At 35.2% G+C, this 21,664-nt stretch carries 18 protein-coding genes and 1 pseudogene; 10 read left to right on the top strand and 9 right to left on the bottom strand.

Annotation, left to right across the window (positions count from 1 at the left end; genetic code table 11):
* From HNQ00_RS13300 to HNQ00_RS13290, 3 genes are read left to right on the top strand one after another with little or no spacing between them, the layout of a single operon-like run.
* Positions 1 to 1,977 (top strand): LysM peptidoglycan-binding domain-containing protein, encoded by a 1,977-nt coding sequence (locus HNQ00_RS13300; protein ID WP_173839028.1) that lies wholly within the window; start codon positions 1 to 3, stop codon positions 1,975 to 1,977.
* A gap of 45 nt (positions 1,978 to 2,022) precedes the next feature.
* Positions 2,023 to 3,000, top strand: coding sequence for a DUF4837 family protein (locus HNQ00_RS13295; RefSeq protein WP_173838989.1), 978 nt, complete (start codon positions 2,023 to 2,025; stop codon positions 2,998 to 3,000).
* A gap of 47 nt (positions 3,001 to 3,047) precedes the next feature.
* Positions 3,048 to 3,494, top strand: coding sequence for a GNAT family N-acetyltransferase (locus HNQ00_RS13290; protein WP_173838988.1), 447 nt, complete (start codon positions 3,048 to 3,050; stop codon positions 3,492 to 3,494).
* A gap of 81 nt (positions 3,495 to 3,575) precedes the next feature.
* Here HNQ00_RS13290 and HNQ00_RS13285 read toward each other — a convergent pair whose 3' ends face one another.
* Genes HNQ00_RS13285 through rnpA form a run of 3 tightly spaced genes read right to left on the bottom strand, consistent with a single transcriptional unit; the run spans position 3,576 to position 6,463 of the window.
* Complete coding sequence (locus tag HNQ00_RS13285) at positions 3,576 to 5,213, bottom strand: S41 family peptidase (protein ID WP_173838987.1); 1,638 nt, start codon at positions 5,211 to 5,213, stop codon at positions 3,576 to 3,578.
* A 3-nt stretch (positions 5,214 to 5,216) separates the two neighbouring features.
* A complete protein-coding gene (locus tag HNQ00_RS13280; protein WP_173838986.1) occupies positions 5,217 to 6,041 on the bottom strand; it encodes a DUF4349 domain-containing protein in 825 nt (274 codons plus the stop codon).
* A 41-nt stretch (positions 6,042 to 6,082) separates the two neighbouring features.
* Positions 6,083 to 6,463, bottom strand: coding sequence for a ribonuclease P protein component (gene rnpA / locus HNQ00_RS13275; protein WP_173838985.1), 381 nt, complete (start codon positions 6,461 to 6,463; stop codon positions 6,083 to 6,085).
* A 127-nt stretch (positions 6,464 to 6,590) separates the two neighbouring features.
* Here rnpA and HNQ00_RS13270 point away from each other — a divergent pair, with 127 nt between their 5' ends.
* The 7 genes from HNQ00_RS13270 (at position 6,591) to HNQ00_RS13240 (ending at position 15,607) form a co-directional block, all read left to right on the top strand.
* Positions 6,591 to 7,325 carry a lysophospholipid acyltransferase family protein gene (locus HNQ00_RS13270; protein WP_173838984.1) on the top strand — a complete coding sequence of 245 codons (735 nt, stop codon included), beginning with the start codon at positions 6,591 to 6,593 and terminating at the stop codon, positions 7,323 to 7,325.
* 12 nt (positions 7,326 to 7,337) lie between these two features.
* The gene (locus HNQ00_RS13265) at positions 7,338 to 8,324 is read left to right on the top strand and encodes an acyl-ACP desaturase (protein ID WP_173838983.1); all 987 of its coding nucleotides are present in this window, start codon (positions 7,338 to 7,340) and stop codon (positions 8,322 to 8,324) included.
* Positions 8,325 to 8,429: 105 nt separating this feature from the next.
* Positions 8,430 to 9,083 (top strand): HD domain-containing protein, encoded by a 654-nt coding sequence (locus HNQ00_RS13260; protein ID WP_173838982.1) that lies wholly within the window; start codon positions 8,430 to 8,432, stop codon positions 9,081 to 9,083.
* 199 nt (positions 9,084 to 9,282) lie between these two features.
* Positions 9,283 to 9,663 (top strand): hypothetical protein, encoded by a 381-nt coding sequence (locus HNQ00_RS13255; RefSeq protein WP_173838981.1) that lies wholly within the window; start codon positions 9,283 to 9,285, stop codon positions 9,661 to 9,663.
* Between the two features lie 151 nt (positions 9,664 to 9,814).
* Positions 9,815 to 10,897, top strand: coding sequence for an efflux RND transporter periplasmic adaptor subunit (locus HNQ00_RS13250; RefSeq protein ID WP_173838980.1), 1,083 nt, complete (start codon positions 9,815 to 9,817; stop codon positions 10,895 to 10,897).
* Positions 10,898 to 10,917: 20 nt separating this feature from the next.
* Entirely contained in the window at positions 10,918 to 14,163 is a 3,246-nt protein-coding gene (locus HNQ00_RS13245) for an efflux RND transporter permease subunit (protein ID WP_173838979.1), read from the top strand.
* Complete coding sequence (locus HNQ00_RS13240) at positions 14,156 to 15,607, top strand: TolC family protein (protein ID WP_173838978.1); 1,452 nt, start codon at positions 14,156 to 14,158, stop codon at positions 15,605 to 15,607. Before HNQ00_RS13245 ends, HNQ00_RS13240 begins: the two co-directional genes overlap by 8 nt.
* A gap of 100 nt (positions 15,608 to 15,707) precedes the next feature.
* Here HNQ00_RS13240 and HNQ00_RS13235 read toward each other — a convergent pair whose 3' ends face one another.
* The 6 genes and pseudogenes from HNQ00_RS13235 to hemH form a co-directional block, all read right to left on the bottom strand.
* On the bottom strand, positions 15,708 to 16,109 hold the full coding sequence (locus HNQ00_RS13235) for a hypothetical protein (protein WP_173838977.1): 402 nt from the start codon (positions 16,107 to 16,109) through the stop codon (positions 15,708 to 15,710).
* Between the two features lie 164 nt (positions 16,110 to 16,273).
* Positions 16,274 to 17,056 (bottom strand): enoyl-CoA hydratase/isomerase family protein, encoded by a 783-nt coding sequence (locus HNQ00_RS13230; RefSeq protein WP_173838976.1) that lies wholly within the window; start codon positions 17,054 to 17,056, stop codon positions 16,274 to 16,276.
* Positions 17,057 to 17,065: 9 nt separating this feature from the next.
* Positions 17,066 to 18,535, bottom strand: coding sequence for a PAS domain-containing sensor histidine kinase (locus tag HNQ00_RS13225; RefSeq protein ID WP_371739258.1), 1,470 nt, complete (start codon positions 18,533 to 18,535; stop codon positions 17,066 to 17,068).
* Between the two features lie 123 nt (positions 18,536 to 18,658).
* A pseudogene (locus tag HNQ00_RS13220) lies at positions 18,659 to 19,207 on the bottom strand (CopD family protein); the annotation flags it as partial.
* Positions 19,191 to 20,549, bottom strand: coding sequence for an MATE family efflux transporter (locus HNQ00_RS13215; RefSeq protein ID WP_173838973.1), 1,359 nt, complete (start codon positions 20,547 to 20,549; stop codon positions 19,191 to 19,193). The gene HNQ00_RS13215 and the pseudogene HNQ00_RS13220, both read right to left, overlap by 17 nt.
* On the bottom strand, positions 20,550 to 21,581 hold the full coding sequence (gene hemH / locus HNQ00_RS13210; protein WP_173838972.1) for a ferrochelatase: 1,032 nt from the start codon (positions 21,579 to 21,581) through the stop codon (positions 20,550 to 20,552). It abuts the gene before it with no gap.
* Between the last annotated feature and the right edge of the window lie 83 nt (positions 21,582 to 21,664).

The raw sequence follows: 21,664 nt of genomic DNA, 5'->3' as shown, positions 1-21,664 counted from the left end.
ATTTTTTTGAAAAATGCCAAGCTTGCCCTTTTGTTCTTTGTTTCTATGCCTTTATTTTCGCAACAACTCGATGTTGACACGGCAGTTACTACTCAAGAAACAACTATTTCCTATTTAGATTCTATTAAAAAAACCTTCGTAAAAGACAATATGGCGCGTTGCGTTGATAGTTTGTGGATGAAGGAATTAGCTAATTTAGATTTATTTAGCGAGGGAACCGCTGATATGGCTGATGTCGACCCAGACGAAGAAGTTGAATATGATTTATTACCTACGAGTTTGTTAAAAGAACGCTTGAAGGAAATGAATGCTAAATCTCCCTTTAATATAGAGTATAACCAAGCTCTAGAGAATGTGATCAAATCTTATTTAAAGTATCGCAAAGGCTCTTTTGGTAAAGTAATGGCCTTATCTCAATATTATTTTCCAATGTTTGAAGAGGCTTTCGCCAAAGAAAATGTTCCCCTAGAAATAAAATTTTTAGCTGTAGTGGAGTCTACTTTAAATCCAAAAGCAGTCTCTCGAATGGGTGCGACTGGATTGTGGCAATTCATGTATCAAACTGGGAAACAATATGATCTTAAAATAGATTCTTATGTTGATGAGCGTAGCGACCCCTTGAAAGCAACGGCTGCTGCTGCAAAATACATGTCTAATATGTACAGTATTTTTGGTGACTGGGAGTTAGTGTTGGCTTCCTATAATTCAGGTCCTGGAAACGTTTCAAAGGCGATTAGGAGATCAGGTGGTAGTCAGAATTATTGGAACATTCGAAAAAAATTACCTAAAGAAACCCAAAACTATGTGCCCGCTTTTTTAGCCACAATGTACTTATATGAATACCATAAAGAACACGGTATTGTTCCTGAACAAGCAGTAACACAACATTTTGCTACTGATACTATTATGGTAAAAAAGCAATTGTCTTTTAATCAAATATCTGAACTGCTAGATGTTCCGGTATCGCAATTGCAAACTTTAAATCCTTCCTATAAATTAGATGTGATTCCGCATTATAGCGATGAAGATCATTACTTGAGATTACCTACAAATAAGATTGCTGTTTTTGCTTCAAACGAAGATAAGATTTATGCTTACGCTGATTACCAAGAAAATGTAAACAAGCATCCTTTTACAAATTCGAGACTAGCAAGCACAACTAAAAATGAAAGTGCAACAACTACCGTTCTTAAAAAAAGAACGAGTTATTACAAGGTAAGACGTGGAGATAATTTAGGTAAAATTGCTAATAAATATAGAGTAAGTGTCAAACAACTTAAAAGTTGGAATCGTTTAAGAAGCAATGTTATCGCTTATGGAAAAAGACTTAAAATTGTTCAAACCACCCGTGTTGCTGTCGCTAGAAAACCAACTGTAAAACCAGCGGCTGCAATCGTTAAAGAAGAAGAATCGATTGCAACAACAACTAGTGAATCTAATTTTTATGTTGTTAAAAAGGGAGAAAATATTAATACCATTGCTGCAAAGTACAAAGTGACTGTAGCTGATATTCAAAAGTGGAACGGCATCAGTTCTCCGATAGTTAAAGTAGGGGAGACGATCCAAGTTAGGGATAAGGCTAGCAACGGTAAAAATGACTTTATAAAGGTTGCTGAGGTAGTTGCCATAAAATATACTGTTCAAAAAGGGGATGTGCTTGATGCTATTTCTAAAAAATTTGGAACTCCGGTTGCCGATTTAAAAAAATGGAATAATTTAAGTAACAATACAATTACAGCGGGAAGTCGAATAATTGTTGCAAAAAACCAGCCAACGATTAATACAGATAATGCAGCTGTGTCTACGTTTACTAAGGAAAATAGCAAAAAAGAATACAATTATTATGTGAAGCAAGGAGACTCCCTATATAGCATAGCCAAAAAATATCCAGGTGTTTCTATAGCCGACTTGAAAAAGTGGAACGATATTCGCGGTGAAGCTATTAAGCCCGGAATGAAATTAAAAATCAATGGTTAATAACAATCATTGCTGTTACGGGTTTTTGTTATAAGGTAGCACATCATGTATAAAAACGTATTTCTAGTTCTTTTATCGAGTCTCTTTCTTTTTTCTTGTCAAAAGGAGGAAAGCGCTGTACTTGAAAATACTTCTAGTACCCTCAATACGGTGTCTGTGATTATAGATGACCAAATGTGGAATGGAGAAATAGGGGATAGCGTGCGTAATAAATTTGCGTCTCCAGTGATTGGTCTTCCTCAAGAAGAACCGTTATTCACAATCAATCAATACCCTGTAAAATTGATGGAAGGCTTCATGACAGACAGCCGCAACATCATTTTAATCAAAAAAGCCGATAAAAATCATTTTCAAATTAAGAAAGATATTTTTGCAAAGCCTCAAAATGTATTTTGTATTTCGGGGAAGAGCACTAAGGATATCCTAGATCTAATTCAAGGCAAGTCACCAGAGATAATCCAAATTATTAAGGCTGCAGAAATTAAAGAGAGCCAGACTTTAAATAGTCCGTCTTTAATAGATACTAAGAAGTTAAAAGACCGATTCCAGATCGATATAAAAGTTCCTTCAACCTACAGCTACGTGCTACAGGATGCTAATTTTATCTGGCTTAAAAAAGAGATTGTTAGCGGTAATACGAGCTTACTCATTTACCAAGTTCCATTAAAATCAATAGCTCAAAGTGACAACCTTGTTGCTAATATTATTAAAAAGCGAGATTCTATTGGTAAGTTGTACATTCATGGTAAAGAGGAGCATACTGAAATGATTACGGAAGAAGCCTATGCCCCTTACTTTTTTAAAGTGAATATTGATGGTAAAGTGGCCTACGAAATGAAAGGAACTTGGGTCTTAAAAAATGATTTTATGTCAGGACCTTTTATAAACTACACAATCATTGATAAAGAGAATGATAGAGCCTTAATTCTTGAGGGATTTTGTTACTCTCCATCAAAAGAAAAGAGGGATTTAATGCATGAGCTAGAAGCAATCATAAAATCGGTTACTATTCTTAAAAGATAATTGCTAAATTTGGCGCTATTAGCATCAATTTTAAACTTCCCTACATTATGTCATTACAATGGACAATAAAGCCTTTTGAAGCGCTCTCAGTAAACGAATTATACGATTTGCTACAATTGCGTAGTAAAATTTTTGTAGTAGAGCAAAACTGTGTTTATCTAGACATTGATGGTAAGGATAAAATCGCATTGCATCTATTTGCATCGTTCGAAGGGAAGATAGTGGCTCATGCACGATTATTCAAACCCGGCATTAGCTTTGATAATGCCTCCATAGGTAGAGTAGTTGTAGATGCTGATTATCGCGATAGAAAATGGGGTAACGACTTAATGCGTGAAGCCATTGCTGCTATCTCAAACCAATTTAATGAGACAAAAATCACCATTGGTGCGCAACTATATCTTAAAAAATTCTACGAAAGTCATGGTTTTGTTCAGTTGAGCGAAATGTACTTAGAGGATGATATACCGCATATTGACATGGTACGCCAGTAATATCAAACCAAAATTTTAAGTATTATATTGATAGTGCATCTGATAAAAAAACAGCAACTGAATATCTCAGTTGCTGTTTTTTTATAATTTAATAATCTTTCTATAGCCTTCTTGATCATTTAAAATCGAAACTCCCTTCTTGATCACTGCGTTGTTTTGAATAGCATATTGATAATATCCTTCTTGATACTGGTACCTTTTTATAAGTTCAGTTACTAGTAGGTTTTTGATTTGTTGCTGGTTCTTATCTAGTAATTCTTGTTGGCTTTTTTGAACAGCCGCTAGTAACTGATTGTATTCTGCTTGTATGGCAACATCGATTTTTTCATCTTTGGCTATAGCCAATGTGTTTTTTAAAGCAGCTGTAGTTTCAGTACCAAAGGCGTATTTATCAGACTTTAAAAACTGTTTGAAATCTTGATAATCAGCATCGCTTATTACTGGAATTGCCGTACCTAGATTTGGATTTTTATAATAACATTTTGTAACATAATTAAAGATGGCGTCGTTTTTTAATAGTTGTGCTGTGGCAACGTTTTCTTCCGCTTCCGCTAAAACTACGTCGGGTAAAATTCCGCCTCCATCATATACAAGACGTCCTTTGCGCGTTTTAAACGCATTGTAATTTTTCTCCTCAGTTCTTATGGCTACACCATTTTTATCTTTGTGTGCATAGTCTAATGCTTGAATGCATCTTCCAGAAGGCGTATAATATTTAGATACGGTCACTTTTAATTGGGTGTCGTACGTTAAAGGCAGCTGTTTTTGTACTAATCCTTTTCCATAACTTCGACTACCAATGACTACAGCACGATCTAAATCTTGTAAAGCACCCGAAACAATTTCAGATGCAGAGGCGCTTCGACCGTTTACAATAATTACTAGCGGTATTTGAGTGTCTACGGCTTCATTTGTGGTCTTGTAAGTACTATTGTGTTTCTCAATTTTAGACTTGGTAGTAACGATGATTTCGCCCTTAGGGACAAAAAGGTTGCATATATCGATAGCCTCATTTAAAAGGCCTCCTGGATTTGAACGCAAGTCTAAGACAATTTGTGTAGCACCTTGTTTCTTGAGATTTTCTAAAGCACTTTTAGTTTCTTGAGCTGCTTTTTGACTAAAATGTTCAATAACAATATAGCCTGTTTTACTATCAATCATGCTGTAAAAAGGAACCGACTTTATGACTACTTCGTCTAGAATAAGTTCTGAATTGATCATTTTTCCTTGACGCTCAAATTGAATTGGAATCTTCGTATTCTTAGATCCTTTTAATAATTCAGATGAATCTCCTTTTAAAGCTGCTAGTGAGATACCAGAAATAGAAATGATTTTATCCCCAGGTTTTATCCCTGCTTTATCTGCCGGAAAATCTTTGTAGACTTCCCTAACAATTAGTAAATTATCTTCTTGGGTAATCAAAGCCCCTATTCCAGTGTACTCTCCGGTATTGTTGATTTTGAATTTAAGAACATCCTGCTCATTGAAATATACGGTATATGGGTCAAGGGAGCTTAACATGCTCTTAATTGCTTTCTCCATCAAATCACCAGGATTGATTTCGTCAACATAATTCGTGTTCAGCTCCTTAAATAATGTGGTGAAGATTTCGATTTGTTTCGCAACTTCAAAAAAATCATTTTTAAAACTAACGCCCACATATAAAAATGCCGAAGCAAGTACAGGGACAACATATTTTTTTTTAAAATAAGAATGCATGGATTATAATTTTTTTGACTTGATTTTTTTTCGAATAAAATAAAGGACTACCGCTAGAATTATGATAAATGGCCATAGAGATAATAACCAGATAAAGAAACCAGAAAATGAATTAAATCCAGAACTTAATGCGGTCATTATTTGTGAACCATAGGATACGGTTGCGCCATCTTCAAGAGGTTCATTTTTATAAAAACGTATGATAACGGTGCTATTTGTAACCTGATTTTGTAAATAATTAAGTTCGCCTTGTTTGGCTTCGATCTCTTCTCTAATGGCAGAAAGCTGTTTCTCAATTTCGAGCATTTCTGTTACTTTGGTTGCTTTTTTTAACAATTCGAGGTACCTGTTTTCAAGCGTTTTCTTAGCTTTTAAACGGGCATCTATATCAATAAACTGCGCAGTAACATCTTCTGCAGTTACCTCTTTCATTTCGAAAAAAGCCACACCCTTAGAAATGCTTGTTATAAAAATATCAAAGTTAGAGCTAGGAATGCGTATAACAAGATGGCGATAACTAGTTCCATATTCTTTGCCTTGAGAATCTTGTTGTATCGTGCCACCGTTTATAGTAGTACTCTTTACGATTTGATTGTAAGTAGTGTTGAGGTCTGTAGTCTCAAAACGGAGCTTTCCGTCTTTAATTATTTTAGGAGTCGTAATTGTGGTTACTTCTTGTGCGCTTGCCACTACTGGTTTTACAAACTTTACTTGATCTACCTTTTGAGGTAAAGCAATTGCTGAAACTTCAGAATTAAGTACCGCATCAGATTTATTACAGCTAGAAAGGCTGATTAATAGTGTAAAAAGTAGTGTCGCTAACCTCATAGAGAATGGATTGGTAAGCTAAAGTACAAAAAAACAATTCGCTAGACCTCTTTTTTTACTTGTGCTAGAAATTTTTCAAACAACTGAATCGTTTTAGTATTGATTTCCTCATAGGTAAGTCTGTCCTTTGTTTGATAAAACAACATGAAAGCGTAAGGTTGCTCTAGGTTATCGTGAAGCAAATGTTTGTTTAAACGGTAGGTTTCACGAAGGATGCGCTTGAAACGGTTTCTATCGACTGCCTTTTTAAAATGTTTCTTAGATACTGAAACGCCCATTTTAATTTTTTGATCTTCAGCTAGTGCACCTGTGTAGTAAACTAATCGCAAAGGGTATTTTGAAACCGATTTACCTTCCGAAAAAAGTAAGCCAATCGTAATTTTACTTTTTAATTTTTCTTCTTTAGGATAGCTATAATTCATTTTAATGGTAAAAGGGCAATTATTTTATAGCTGCAAAGGTACAATTAAACGGTAAACCCTATTATTGTTTGGGAATTAAATAGCACTAAAAAAAATATTTATTACTTTTACCGTTAATTTTTTAAGCATGGAAAAACTGGTTTCGTACCCTATATCTGTAATCTACTATCTTTTATTCGGACTCACTTTACTTATATTTCATCCCATTCAATGGGTGTGTTTTAATGTGTTTGGGTATCAGGCTCACAAGAAGAGTGTTGATTATTTGAATTTGTTTTTAGTAGGGTGTACTAATTTTGTTGGAACTACTTATAAATTTAAAGGAGTTAAAGGCATTCCTACAAATGTTCCCTTGATATTTGTATGCAATCATCAAAGTATGTATGATATTATTGCTATGATTTGGTTTTTGCGTCGCTTTCATGTAAAATTTGTAAGTAAGAAAGAATTAGGATCTGGAATACCAAGTGTGTCTTATAATTTAACGCACGGAGGATCTGTATTAATTGATCGAAAGGAGCCTAAACAAGCGATACCAGCCATTAAAGGCTTGTCAGAGTATATTCAAAAGTACAATCGTTCAGCAGTAATTTTCCCAGAAGGAACGCGTAGTAAAACGGGACATCCTAAGCCATTTGCACAAAGTGGTTTAAAAATATTATGCAAGTATGCTCCTGATGCTTATGTGATTCCGGTGAGTATAAACAATTCTTGGAAAATGGTTAAATTTGGTTTTTTTCCCGTTGGTTTAGGAAATCGTCTTACCTTTGCAATACATGAGCCTTTAAAGGTTAGTGATTATAGCTTTGAAGAGATAAGTGAAAAGGCAGAAAGTGCTGTAGTAAAAGGAATAAAAATTTAAAACACATATAAAATGTCTATAAAAAATATTCGATTAGAAGTAATGCAGTTTTTGGAGAAAAACGTAGACAGCTTTGTAGATCAATACTTAATACCTGTTGAAAAAATCTGGCAACCTTCAGATTATTTACCTAATTCAGAGGGAGATAATTTCTTTGAAGAGGTTAAAGAATTACGCGAAATTGCAAAAGATTTACCATACGATTTTTGGGTAACTCTAGTAGGTGATACAATCACTGAAGAAGCTTTACCTACATACGAATCTTGGCTGATGGATGTAGAGGGTATCGATAACGTAGAAAGAAATGGCTGGTCTAAATGGATTAGACAATGGACTGGAGAAGAAAATCGTCACGGTGATATGCTTAACAAGTACTTGTATTTATCTGGTCGTGTAAACATGCGCGAAATCGAAATGACAACGCAGCATTTAATTAATGACGGTTTTGACATTGGTACGGGTACAGATCCTTATAAAAACTTTGTTTATACTAGTTTTCAAGAGTTAGCCACTTATGTTTCTCATAATAGAGTAGCACAAATGGCTAAAAAATATGGAGACAACAAGCTGTCAAAAATGTGCAAGATGATTGCAGGTGATGAAATGCGTCACCACCATGCATACAGTGAATTTGTAACCAGAATTTTTGAAGTAGATCCTAGCGAAATGATGCTTGCTTTTCAATATATGATGAAGCAAAAAATCGTTATGCCTGCCCATTTCTTGAGAGAATCAGGTCAAAAAATAAGTACAGCCTTTGAACAATTTTCAGACTCTGCACAGCGTATCGGTGTGTATACAGCACATGACTATGTTGAGATTATGCAAAAGCTTGTTGACAAATGGGAAATTGATAAAATGAGTGGATTGACTGATGAAGCTGAAAAAGCACGTGATTATCTAATGAAATTGCCTGCTAGAATGGCTAGAATTTCTGATAGAATCGTAGTTCCTCAAGAGTCACATATTTTTAAATGGGTAGAGCCTGCAAAAATATAATTTATAATTTTCGAAATTTTCGAAAACAAAAATAACTGAAATAAAATGTTGATTTTTAAGGTGTAAAACTTTTTAAATCAGCATTTTTTTTAACTCAATAAGCCAATGGAAAATAGCGATATCATTAGTAAAACAATTGCATTTGTTAAGGATAAATTAGATGGTGCAGAAGGGGGACATGACTGGTTCCATATTGAAAGAGTATATAAAAATAGTTTGCTGATAGCTCAAAATGAAGTTTGTGACCTAATTGTAGTGAAGCTAGGGGCCTTATTGCATGACATTGCCGATAGTAAATTTCATGCTGGTGATGAAACCGTAGGACCGGCTGTAGCGAGAGCATTTTTAAAACAAGAAGAAGTTAGTGAGGAAACGGTTAATCACGTGATCAAAATCATTGAAAATATCTCTTTTAAAGGAGGTAAAGTACAACAAGAATTTAAGTCTATTGAATTAGATATAGTTCAAGATGCGGATCGTTTAGACGCTATAGGTGCTATAGGAATAGCTAGAGCATTTAATTATGGTGGCTTTAAAAATAGAGGACTGCATGATCCTAATTTGGCACCCAACTTAAATATGACTAAGGAAGAGTATAAAAATAGCACAGCGCCTACTTTAAATCATTTTTATGAGAAGCTGTTATTGCTTAAAGACAAAATGAATACAGCCTCAGGAAAAGAAATTGCTACCGAAAGACATCGTTACATGGAAAGTTTTCTAGCGCAATTCTATGCCGAATGGGATGGAGAGAAATAAACATAACAACGGAAGAGCCTGACAACGAATTGTTAGCAGGCTTTTTTACTATTATCAGTACTTCAAGTTGACAGCATTTTTCACAATTTATTATTTTTTAGTAATTTTATAACGTAGTTTTATTTACGACTTCTAAACCAAATTACTTATTTTTGCAGCATTAATGAGGAACACGCTTAGACATATTATCCCTTTTTGTATGATACTGCTTTACAGTTGTGGTCATGTGTATGCTAAAACTTTTGTTGCAGCCATTAAGCCTGCCGTGTCTCCAAATGTAGAAATGCTAGTATCTAGTAATAATTTATCGCTTAGCCTTCATTTAATAGCTAGCAATTCAGTAGTGGTTAACACTAAGAAAAAAGCGGTTATTGTTGATAATGAAGAAGAAAATTATGAACATAATACACAAAAGAAAGCTGTAGATAAAGTAAGTTGTTTTGTTTCTTTCTTGAAACATACTAATACTGATCTTAGCAGCAATACTTTTAAAGAAACGTTATCTCCTAGTAACGATTTCTCACCATTATCACTGTACAGCACTCCCTTGTACGTATTGTTTGAGGTTTACCGTATCTGATTTTTACTTTTCTTAGCACAAACTAGTGCTATATTAATTCTATTTTTTTGTCAATAATTATTGGCATTAAAGTATGTTTTGACACGCAGTTTAAATACTATACTTCGCGTCAATTTTCAGAACACCTTATCGTAACAATTTAAAAAATATCATGAAAAGAACTGTAATTTTCATTGGTCTTATGGCCGCGCTATGCACAATTGGCTGTAAATCTCACAAAGAAGAAAAAAAGGAAGAACGCACATTTGAAGCAACTCAACCTGTGGTTATGGACACCACAATAACTAAAGAATATGTTTGCCAAATCCATTCAATTCGTCACATCGAATTGAGAGCTATGGAAAAAGGATACCTTAAATCAATTAGTATTGATGAAGGACAAAATGTACACAAAGGACAAACCATGTTTGCCATAATGCCAAACATTTATCAAGCCGAATTGCAACGTGCTAAAGCGGAAGGAAATGCTGCTGAAATAGAGTACAAAAACACTAAACTTTTATTGGATGGTAAAGTGGTATCTCCAAATGAGTTAGCGCTTTCTAAAGCTAAATTTGACAAAGCCAATGCTGAGATTAATTTGGCTGCTACGCATCTTGGTTTCACTACAATCAAAGCACCATTTAATGGCGTAATAGATCACTTTCATGTAAGAGAAGGAAGTATGCTTGATGAAGGGGAGCTCTTAACAACACTTTCTGACAACAGTAAAATGTGGGTTTACTTTAACGTTCCTGAAGCAGAGTACTTGAATTTTATCATGAGCGCTGATAAAGATAAAAAGCAAAAGGTAAATTTATTAATGGCAAATAATCAACAATTTAATTTGCCTGGAATTGTAGAAACAATCGAAGGAGAATTTAATAATGAAACAGGAAATATTGCCTTTAGAGCCGCATTTGATAATCCAAAAGGTATTTTAAGACACGGAGAAACAGGCACAATCTTAATGCCCATGCCTCTCAAAAACGCAATGCTTATTCCGCAAAAAACAACTTTTGAGGTCCTGAGTAAAAAATATGTTTTTGTAATCGATAAAGATAGTAAGATCGAACAACGAGAAATAGAAGTAGGTCAGGCTTTAGAAAACTTATTTGTGGTAAACAAAGGATTAAAAGTAGGAGACAAAATTCTATTAGATGGATTGCGCTTGGTGAAAGACAAGGAAAAAATTAAATACAATCTTGAAAACCCTCAAAAAGTATTGACTAGTCTAGATGTTTACGCTGAGTAAGAATCCTAAAAAATAATAAAATGTTTAAAAAATTCATAGAAAGACCGGTACTAGCGATCGTTATTTCGGTCATTATAGTATTTACGGGATTGCTGGCCATTAAACAACTGCCTATATCGCAGTTTCCGCAAATAGCACCTACAACAGTAAATATATTTATAGCATATCCAGGCTCAAGTTCTGACGTATTGGTAAAGTCTACATTAATTCCGTTAGAGACTGCTATCAACGGTGTGCAAGGAATGCGTTACATCGCTTCAGATGCTACTAGTGCGGGAGAAGGGACTTTGCGTATTGTATTTGAACCTGGTACAGACCCTAATGATGCTGTAGTTAGAGTTAAGACAAGAGTCGATCAAGTAATGCCTTTACTGCCAGATTTAGTGCAACGTGAAGGTGTTGTAATTACACCCGTTCAACCAAGTATGTTGATGTACGTGAATTTGTACGGTAAGGATAAAGGAATGGATGAAAAGTTCCTTTACAATTATGCGTACACTAAGATGATTCCCGAAATTCAACGTGTAAAAGGTATTGCCAGTGCGCAAATTCTTGGGAGTCGTAAATATGCCATGCGTATTTGGTTAAAACCAGATAGAATGCGTGCGTATAAAATATCTGCTGAAGAAGTAATGGAGGCGATGCAAGAACAAAGTATACTTGCGAGACCGGGAAGAATAGGACAAAGTTCTGGGAAAAAATCACAAGCTTTAGAATATGTTTTAACTTATAGAGATAGGTACAGCGAACCAGAAGAATATAGAAATGTAATCATCAAATCCAATTCAGAAGGGGAGATGATTAAACTTGGTGACATCGCTGATGTGGAACTAGGTAGCGAATTTTATGATATCTACTCTAATCTTGACGGTAAACCGAGTGCTTCGATAGTTTTAAAACAAACCTTTGGAAGTAATGGTAGTGACGTAATTAAGGATGTAAAAGACAAATTAAACGAGTTAGAGAAAGGGCTTCCACCGGGCGTAGAGTATAAAATTAGTTATGATGTCTCTAATTTCTTGAATGCTTCTATCGATCAAGTAATAGATACATTACGAGATGCCTTTGTATTAGTAGCTATAGTTGTTTTCCTGTTTTTAGGAGATTGGCGCTCTACATTGATTCCTATTATTGCAGTTCCTGTTTCCTTGATTGGAGCATTTTTTATCATGCAAATGTTTGGGTTATCAATCAACTTAATTACACTGTTTGCATTAGTATTAGCCATTGGTATTGTTGTCGATAATGCCATTGTCGTCGTCGAGGCGGTCCATTTAAAAATGGAGGAAGATGAAAATATCACACCCTTCAAGGCTTCTCAAGAAGTATTAGGAGAAATAGGTGGTGCCATCATTGCAATTACAATGGTAATGGTTTCTGTTTTTATTCCAATTTCGTTTATGTCTGGTCCAGTAGGAGTCTTTTATAGACAGTTTTCGATCACAATGGCTGGTTCTATTGTAATTTCAGCGATTGTTGCTTTGACTCTTACTCCTGTACTTTGTGCAATGTTGTTGAAAAATCATCACGGTAATCCTAGAAAGAAAACACCTATTAACCGATTTATCGACTGGTTCAATGGTGGATTCGAAAAAATTACGGGACGTTACGTTAGTTTACTAAAGTACATTGTCAATAGAAGGGTCATCACATTTGGGATATTAATTGTGTTTTGTTTTGGAACATTTGTAACTAATAAAATATTGCCTGCAGGATTTATTCCTAGTGAAGATCAAGGAATGATTTATGCCATTATTCAAACGCCTCCTGGAGCAACGCTAGAGCGTACCAATGAAGTTGCTACACGATTGCAAGCTATTTGTGAAAAGATTGACGGTGTGGCTTCTGTTTCCTCTCTAGCGGGTTATGAGATCATGACTGAAGGACGTGGATCTAATGCGGGTACTTGTTTAATTAACTTAAAACCATGGGATGAAAGAAGTCATTCGGTTCATGAAATCATGGAAGAATTAGAAGAGAAAACAAAGAACTTGGGTGCCGTTGTTGAGTATTTTGAACCGCCTGCAGTTCCTGGTTTTGGATCATCTGGAGGGTTTTCTTTGCGTTTATTAGATAAAACTAACGGAACTGATTACCAAGAATTTCAAAGGGTAAATAATAACTTTTTAGCTGAGCTTGGTAAGAGAAAAGAATTGTCTGGAGTTTTTACTTTTTACTCTGCAAATTACCCACAATATAAATTAGATATCGATAACAAAGCAGCAATGCAAAAAGGAGTTTCTATTGGTAAAGCAATGGAAAATTTAAACATCTTGATTGGTAGTACCTACGAACAAGGATACATTAAATACGGACGTTTCTTTAAAGTGTATACACAAGCTGCTCCTGAGTATCGCAAGATCCCATCAGATTTAGAGCAATTGTATGTAAAAAACGAAGCCGGTGAAATGGTGCCCTATTCATCATTTATGAAGATGGAAAAAACGTTGGGACCTAACGAGATTACAAGATACAATTTGTACAATTCGGCTGCAATACGTGGATTACCCGCTAAAGGATTTACAAGTGCTGATGCTATCAACGCGATCAAAGAAGTTGCCTTAACTAAATTACCTAGAGGGTATGATATTGCCTGGGAAGGACTGTCTTATGATGAAGCCAATCGAGGTAATGATGCCCTGTACGTTTTTGGTATTGTTTTAATATTCGTGTACTTGGTACTAGCAGCTCAGTATGAAAGTTTCTTATTGCCATTTGCGGTATTGCTTTCATTGCCTGTAGGTGTCTTTGGTTCTTTTGCATTACTGCAATTAATGGGACTGTCTAATGATGTTTATGCACAAATTGGAGTTATTATGCTTGTGGGTCTGCTTGGTAAAAATGCCGTGTTGATTGTTGAGGTTGCTGTGCAAAAACGTAGGCAAGGAATGAGCATTCTAGATGCTGCTATTGAAGGAGCTAGATTGAGATTTAGACCTATTTTGATGACGTCTTTTGCCTTTATCGCAGGATTGATTCCGTTAGTAATGGCGTCTGGTGCAGGCGCAATTGGTAATAGAACTATTGGTGGTTCGGCTATGGGTGGTATGTTTATGGGAACGCTCTTTGGTGTGATTATTATTCCAGGATTATACTATGTGTTTGCTAAAATGGCCGATGGTCGTGGATTAATTAAAAACGAAAATTTTGAGCCTGCTTCAGAGGAATTTATGCATACAAGTGAAAACGAAAGCAAAATGAGCCTTAAACTGAAAGCATTAAATAAACAAGTAAAGAAATTAATGAAAAGAGATGATAATGAGTAAGTTAATTTTTAAAAATGTAAAAATGAGGTCGGCTTTGCTGCTGACCTTATCTTTAGCGATGTTACAAAGTTGTGTGCCTAAGAGGGATATTCGAACAGAAAAAACCGCCTTACCAGAGCGTTTTGACTCGATTAGCGGTCGCGATACTATTAATTCTGCTACGATTAAGTGGAAGCAATTTTTTAATGACACTAATTTGAATGCCTTGATAGATACTGCCTTAGTCAACAATCAAGAGCTAAATATTATGTTGCAGCAGGTGGATATGGCAAAGAACGAGATTCAATCTAGAAAAGGAGAATATTTACCATCTGTAGGGATTGCTGCTGCTGCTGAGGTTGAGAAAGTAGGGAGGTACACTAGTCAAGGCGCTAGCGATGCAAATACTAATGTAAAAGGAGATCAGGAGTTTCCAGAAGCTTTACCTAATTACAGCATTGGCGCATTTGCTACTTGGGAAGTAGATGTTTGGAAAAAGTTACGCAATGCAAAGAAAGCAGCGGTTATGGAGTATTTATCTTCTATCGAAGGGAAAAACTTTATGGTGACGCATCTTATTGCTGAAATTGCCGATTCGTATTACGATATGCAAGCTTTAGACAACAAACTGATGATTATCAAGAAAAATCTTGAATTGCAAAATGATGGTTTGCGCACCGTGAGATTACAAAAGTTAGCTGCTAAAGCCACTGAATTAGGAGTGCAGCGTTTAGAGGCTGAGGTTTTCAAAAACACTAGTGAGTTGTATCGTGTTAAACAAGAACTCGTTGTGGTAGAAAATAAGTTGAACTTTTTAATAGGTAGGTCGCCACAGCATATTACACGTGCCTCTGAGGATTTTATCGAAAAGCCAATAGACACAATGTATGTAGGTGTGCCATCACAATTGCTAGTCAACCGCCCCGATATTAGAAAAGCAGAATACGAGTTAAGTGCCGCTAAGCTAGATACAAAAGTAGCTAAGGCTAACTTTTATCCTTCATTAACATTGCGCGCTGGAGTAGGTGTAGCGTCATTTAAATTAAAATACATTACTACCACTCCAGAGTCTGTTTTGTATCGTTTAGCTGGAGATGTGGTTGCGCCTATCATTAACCGAAATGCGATTAAAGCTGCTTATTACAATGCAAATGATCGCCAATTACAAGCCATTTTTGATTACGAAAAAACCGTTTTAAATGCACATGTTGAGGTACTCAATGGACTATCTAATATTGAGAATTTAAAGCAAATATATGGACAAAAAGAGAAGCAAGTGATTGCTTTGAATAATGCCATCAACATTACAAATACTTTATTTAAAGCAGCAAGAGCTGATTATATGGAGGTTTTGTTAACGCAAAGAGATGCTCTTGAAGCTAAGTTAGATTTGGTTTCTGCTAAGAAAGAACAATTAGCTGCGCGAGTTAGCATGTATAAATCTTTAGGGGGAGGTTGGAATTAGTAGTTGTCATATAAAGTTTAATAGTCTTTATAGATCCCCTTAGATCAACAAAGCCACTCGATTTGAGTGGCTTTGTTTTTTATATATTGTAGGTACAGAATTAAATTATTCCTTTTTCTTTCATTTCGATAATAACATCTGAGGCACTTTTAAAAGTAGGTGCCTGCTCGATTATAGACCCCACTCTTTTTTTATTTAACTTAAAAGTGATGTCATTTTCTGTAGTGAATAACAAGGCAGTCATAAAAGGATTGTTCATGTAGGGAAACAAAATTGCATACGCTTCATCAATAGTATGAAAACTTTCTATTTCCTCTGTCTTATAGCGTGCAATTACAGATAATGTATACCCTCCTTCGTCTAATAAAACAGGTCTTATGTACATGTTCTTTAGTTCGGTATCTCCTATGGTCTTCGCCAAAGTTAGTTTAGCGTAGGTTCCGTTTTGAATACTTTGTTTTACGCTTTCCCAGAATTGGGCAAATATAGGTTCGTATGACATGTCGTGATTTTAAAATTATAATACTCTAAATGAGTGATTGCAAAATTAGCTTTTGTAGCTGAAAAGCAAAATGCTTTGTGAGAAAATTTTCTTTAGGTAAATAAAAAACCGCAGATTTGAAGGCTATTTTTGCTCCAAATCTGCGGTTACTATTTTATACTGTCTTACTCCCCTACAAACACAGCTTTTCTTTTTTCAAGAAACGCAGTGGTTCCTTCCTTGAAATCTGCTGTTCCAAAGCATTTTCCGAAAGATTTTATTTCAGTGTCAAATCCATTTTCTCCTTCTGTAAAATTAGCATTTACGGCCTTAATTGCCATACCGATTGCCATAGGGGAGTTTTTCATCATTTTTTTTGCAATATCAGTGCAAAATTCAATTAAGTCTGCTTGAGCGACTACATGATTTACTAAACCTGTTCTGTGAGCTTCTTCAGCATTAATCATTCCTGCTGTCATAATCATTTCCATGGCGCGACCTTTACCTACAAGTTGTGGCAATCGTTGCGTACCTCCATATCCAGGAATCACTCCTAATGATACTTCTGGTAAGCCCATTCTAACATTATCTGAAGCTACTCTTATGTGGCAAGCCATTGCAAGTTCTAATCCGCCTCCTAGAGCAAAGCCGTTTACGGCAGCAATTACCGGAATTTTTGAATTTTCGATAAAATTGAATAACTTTTCTTGTCCGCTGGCAGCAAGTTGGACCCCTTCTTCTACAGAAAAGTTTGCAAATTCAGCAATATCTGCACCAGCAACAAATGCTTTTTCTCCACTACCAGTCAATAGAATTACCTTAGTTTGTTTGTCTTTGGCTACAGCCGAAAAAATATGGTGCAACTCATCAATTGTTTTCTTATTAAGTGCATTTAATTTAGTAGGTCTGTTAATTGTTATTGTAGTGATATTGTTATCTGTTGCGGTAAGAATGTTTTCGTAAATCATTATGATAGTTTATGAGTTTATAATAGGTAAAGAAACAGTAAACTTAGTTCCTGTTCCATATTCTGTTTCAAAAGTGATTGTTCCTTTATAGTTTTCTATGATGTTCTTGATAATCCCTAAACCAAGACCCATACCGCTATTTTTAGTAGTAAATTTAGGTTCAAAGATACGAATTATATCTTCGGGTTTAATACCAATTCCGTTATCCTCAACGGTGATAAGCACATTGTTATCGCGCTTTGTAACGGTAACGGCGACCCTTTTTTGACGGCCTTCAGGTATAGATTGTATGGCGTTTTTAACTAAGTTAGTTATGATTCTAATTAATTGGGTACGGTCTATTTTTGAAATAATTTCAGGCGATTCTTTTTCGAAAATAATATGTTCTTCATTAAAAATATCTAGTGTTAACTCGACAACTTCTACCACGTTTAAGGTTTCGTTTTGTTGTGCCGGCATAGAAGCGAAGTTAGAAAAAGCCGAAGCCACTGCATTCATTGTATCAATTTGCTGGATCAAGGTATCTGAGTAATCCTTCATTTTTTGAATGATATTAGGATCTTCGGGACTAAATCTTCTTTGAAAACTTTGAACGGTCAATCGCATTGGCGTCAACGGATTTTTAATTTCGTGTGCTACCTGCTTTGCCATTTCGCGCCAAGCTTCCTCACGTTCACTTTGAGCTAATTTTACAGCGCTTATTTCGAGTTCATCTACCATTCGATTATATGCAGCTATAAGTAAATTAATCTCTTTACTGCTGGCTTCAAGTACGATTTTCTTGTTTTTTTGGTTAAAGCTGGTTTCGTTTATTCTATCTGAAATGGTTTTTAAAGATTTTGTGATATAGGAAGATAAAAAGTAAGCGATTGCAAAGGCTACAATTAACATGAAAGAATATACTTGTCCTAATCTAATGAGAAAATTGTTCAGTTCTTTATCATAAAAACCATCGTCTTCTAAGTAAGGTAAATTAAGAACTCCTAAGGGCTTGAATTTATCGTCCTTAATTTGTGTGTACGAGGAACGGTTTTTAACGCCATTGATTGTTTTAATATCTACATAGCGCTTTTCAATTGAGGAGCGCACAAGTTTTAAAATATATTTAGGAATAGGTGGAGCAGCACGATCCACAGAGAACGTTTCCTTTGAGGATTTTAACAATTTTCCATCAAGACTATAAATGTTGATTTCGATATTGTGAATGTGTGCTAACTCGTGTATTTTATCTTTAAAAATAAGATCTAAATTATCTGTAGTTAGCGGGTAAGTGGTAGTAGAAAGCACATAATTGATATGTTCTTTTACGGCATTTTCTTTGCGTTCTAAGCGTTCTTGATGGTACTCTTTTGCTTCGGTTTTAAATTGTATGATCGAAATAGAAGCTAGTAAAACAGAGGCTAGTATTATTAATACAATCATCGAAAGAAAAATCCGAATTCGTAGTGATAGCATTGATAATTTAAAACCTTTTAGCATATTATTTTATTTGTTTTCTTTTGCTTGTTTTTCTTTTGACACGCGTTTTAACTGAAGAAAAGCTGTAAATATGAATTTTGATTTTTTTATATTATCAGTTTGATTCTTTAATGTGGTAATTTCTTTTCTTTCTCTTATTCTTTTGTAAAATTTAAAGCCCAACATAATTAATACCGAAAATAAAATGATGCCTATTACGCCATAAATCCAGTTGAATGCATTTTTTAATACTACTAAAAATACTACTGAAAATAAGATAATTGTTGCACCCTCATTCCACAATCGCATGTAGTTAGTGCTGTAATTTACCTGATCATTTTGTAGTTGTTTAAAGATGCTATGGCATTTTGCATGGTACAAGTATAGCACAAAAACAAAGCCAAGTTTTACATGCATCCACGGCATTTGTAACCAAGCGCTACCTGTCGTAGTAAAAAATAACATCCAAAAAGCAAAGATGCTTGCTAGAACTGCCGACGGCCAAGTAATGATATACCATAATCGATACGTCATTATTTTATATTGTTTTTGAAGTATCTCTTTTTCAGGTGAAGTTTTTGTTGATGCTTCTATTTGATATACAAAAAGCCTGACAATGTAAAATAATCCCGCAAACCACGTAATAACAAAGATTAAATGTAATGATTTAAGGTAGTTATAGTATTGATCCATTGGTTGTAGTTGTCAGTTTAGTATTCATTTCTTTTTTCAAAAAGTATCCTGTAATTAGTGTCGATAACACATCGGCAATAGGGAAGGAAATCCAAACGCCAAAAATACCGAAAAAATTGGGTAAAATTAGCACCAGCGGAATCAAGAAAAATCCTTGTTTACTTAAGGTTAAAAACAAGGCTTTTTTTGCCATTCCTGCTGCTTGAAAGTATGCAGCTCCTATTAATTGTATGGCTATAATGGGCGAGGCCGCAAATACCCATCGTAGGGCATTGGGTGTTTCGGCAATTACTTGCGGATCAGTAGTAAAAACGGCAACAATAGGTTTTGCAAAAAATAGTATAACAACAAATATTACCGCAGCTAATAGTGCCGCGTATTTAATCGAAATTTGGATAGACTCTTTAACTCTACTATAATTATTAGCTCCAAAATTATATCCGGCAATAGGAATAAATCCTTGTGTGATGCCCAGTACAGGAAACAAAGCAAACATTAGCATGCGACTGATAATACCATACACAGCAATCGAATGTTCTCCTCCATAATTGTACAAAGTATGGTTTAATATAATAGACAAGATACTAATTACTCCTTGTCTTGAAAATGTCACAAAGCTTAGCTCAGTGATTTCTTTTATAATGGGAAAGTTGAATTTAAAATGCTTGAGCTCTAATTTGAGTTCACTTTTATTAACAAAGAACCACAGCACAAATAGAAAGCACATTACATACGATATAGAAGTTGCTAATGCTGCTCCTAGCATTCCAAGGTTCATTAATTTTATAAAAACAATATCTAAAATAATGTTTACAAAAGCGGGAATAATCATGGCATACATGGCAAATTTTGCTTTTCCCTCGGCTCTAATGATGTTGTTTCCCATCATGCAAAGTGCTAAAAAGGGAACCGATAAAATAATGGGAAAGAAAAACTCTTTGGCCGGTTGTACAATAGCTCCTTTGGCACCAAATAACGTTAGCATTTCGTCGCTAAAAAACATTCCTAGTACTACAAACACAGAGGCAACTAAAAAAGTCATCATGATTTGGTTTGCAAATGTAAGCAGTGCTTTTTCTTTATTATTCCCGCCTAATGCTCGAGAGAGAACAGAACCACCACCCACACCAATTGCCATTCCTAGAGAGGAGATAAAAAAAGTAATAGGCAAGACCACGGTCACTGCAGCAATTGCAAGTGACCCGATCCATTGTCCCACAAAAATGGTGTCGATTAAAATATTAACCGACATAAATAGAATTCCCACCGAAGCTGGAATTGCTTGTTTCATTAAGAGTTTCTTAATGTCTTGTGTGCCTAACTCCTCTGTAGTTACTGCCATTTAGTATGCTAGCTTATCAGATATTGCCCAATTATTAATCCAGTTACTTACGGTACCACACCATTCATCACCATCGTTTAAACAAGGAATGGCTAAAAACTCTTCTCCACCGTGTGCTTTGAATTCATGGTTAGCTTCCATTGCAATCTCTTCCAGTGTTTCTAAACAGTCAGATACAAAGGCAGGAGTTACTACAGCTAATTTTTTAATTCCTTTTTCAGGCATTTTGTTTACTTCGACGTCAGTATAAGGTGTTAACCACTTGTCACCTGCTAAACGTGATTGAAATGTTTGGCTGTATTTCCCTTCTGGAATTCCTAATAATTTCACCACTTGCTTTGTTGTTTCATAACATTGATGACGGTAACAAAACTCATGTGCTGGTGATGGTGTATTGCAACAAGACCCATCGATTTTACAATGTGATTTAGTTACATCTGTCTTGCGAATGTGGCGCTCTGGAATACCGTGGTAAGAGAACAGTAAGTGATCATAATCGTAATTAGCCAAATGTCCTTTGATAGAATCGGCTAAGTTTTTAATATAACCAGGTTTGTTATAAAAAGCAGGTACAGAAGCAAATTTCATCTCTGGGAAATGTTTTTTACGCAGCTCTTCTGCTAGTACTAATATTGTTGTTGTTGATGCCATAGCATGCTGTGGGTACAACGGAAAAAGCAACACTTCAGTAACCCCTTTGTCCCTCAATTCTTGTAAACCTGCAAGTATAGAAGGATTTCCGTAACGCATTGCTAGCGCAACGGGTACTTCAACTTGTTGCTTTACTTTTTCATGCATTCTCTTTGAGATAACAACTAAAGGCGAACCTTCATCCCACCAAATTTTTGCGTAAGCGGCAGCCGATTTTTTAGGTCTTGTTTGTAATATAATTCCGCGAACAAGCAGTGCTCGTAATAAAAACGGAACGTCAATTACGTATTTATCCATTAAAAATTCGTCTAAATACGGTTTAACGTCTTTGGGTGTAGGACTTTCAGGAGATCCAAGGTTTACTAATAATACGCCTTTCATTGTGTGATTTTTTGTTTACAAAAGTACAGAAACATACTTTTTATAAATTGAGATTAACTATTATTTATTTATTGTTTAATATA

Source organism: Flavobacterium aeripolare, assembly GCF_013294025.1.
Taxonomy (GTDB): domain Bacteria; phylum Bacteroidota; class Bacteroidia; order Flavobacteriales; family Flavobacteriaceae; genus Flavobacterium.
The sequence above is the reverse complement of the archived record's forward strand: the minus strand, read 5'-3'. Positions and strand labels throughout refer to the sequence as shown.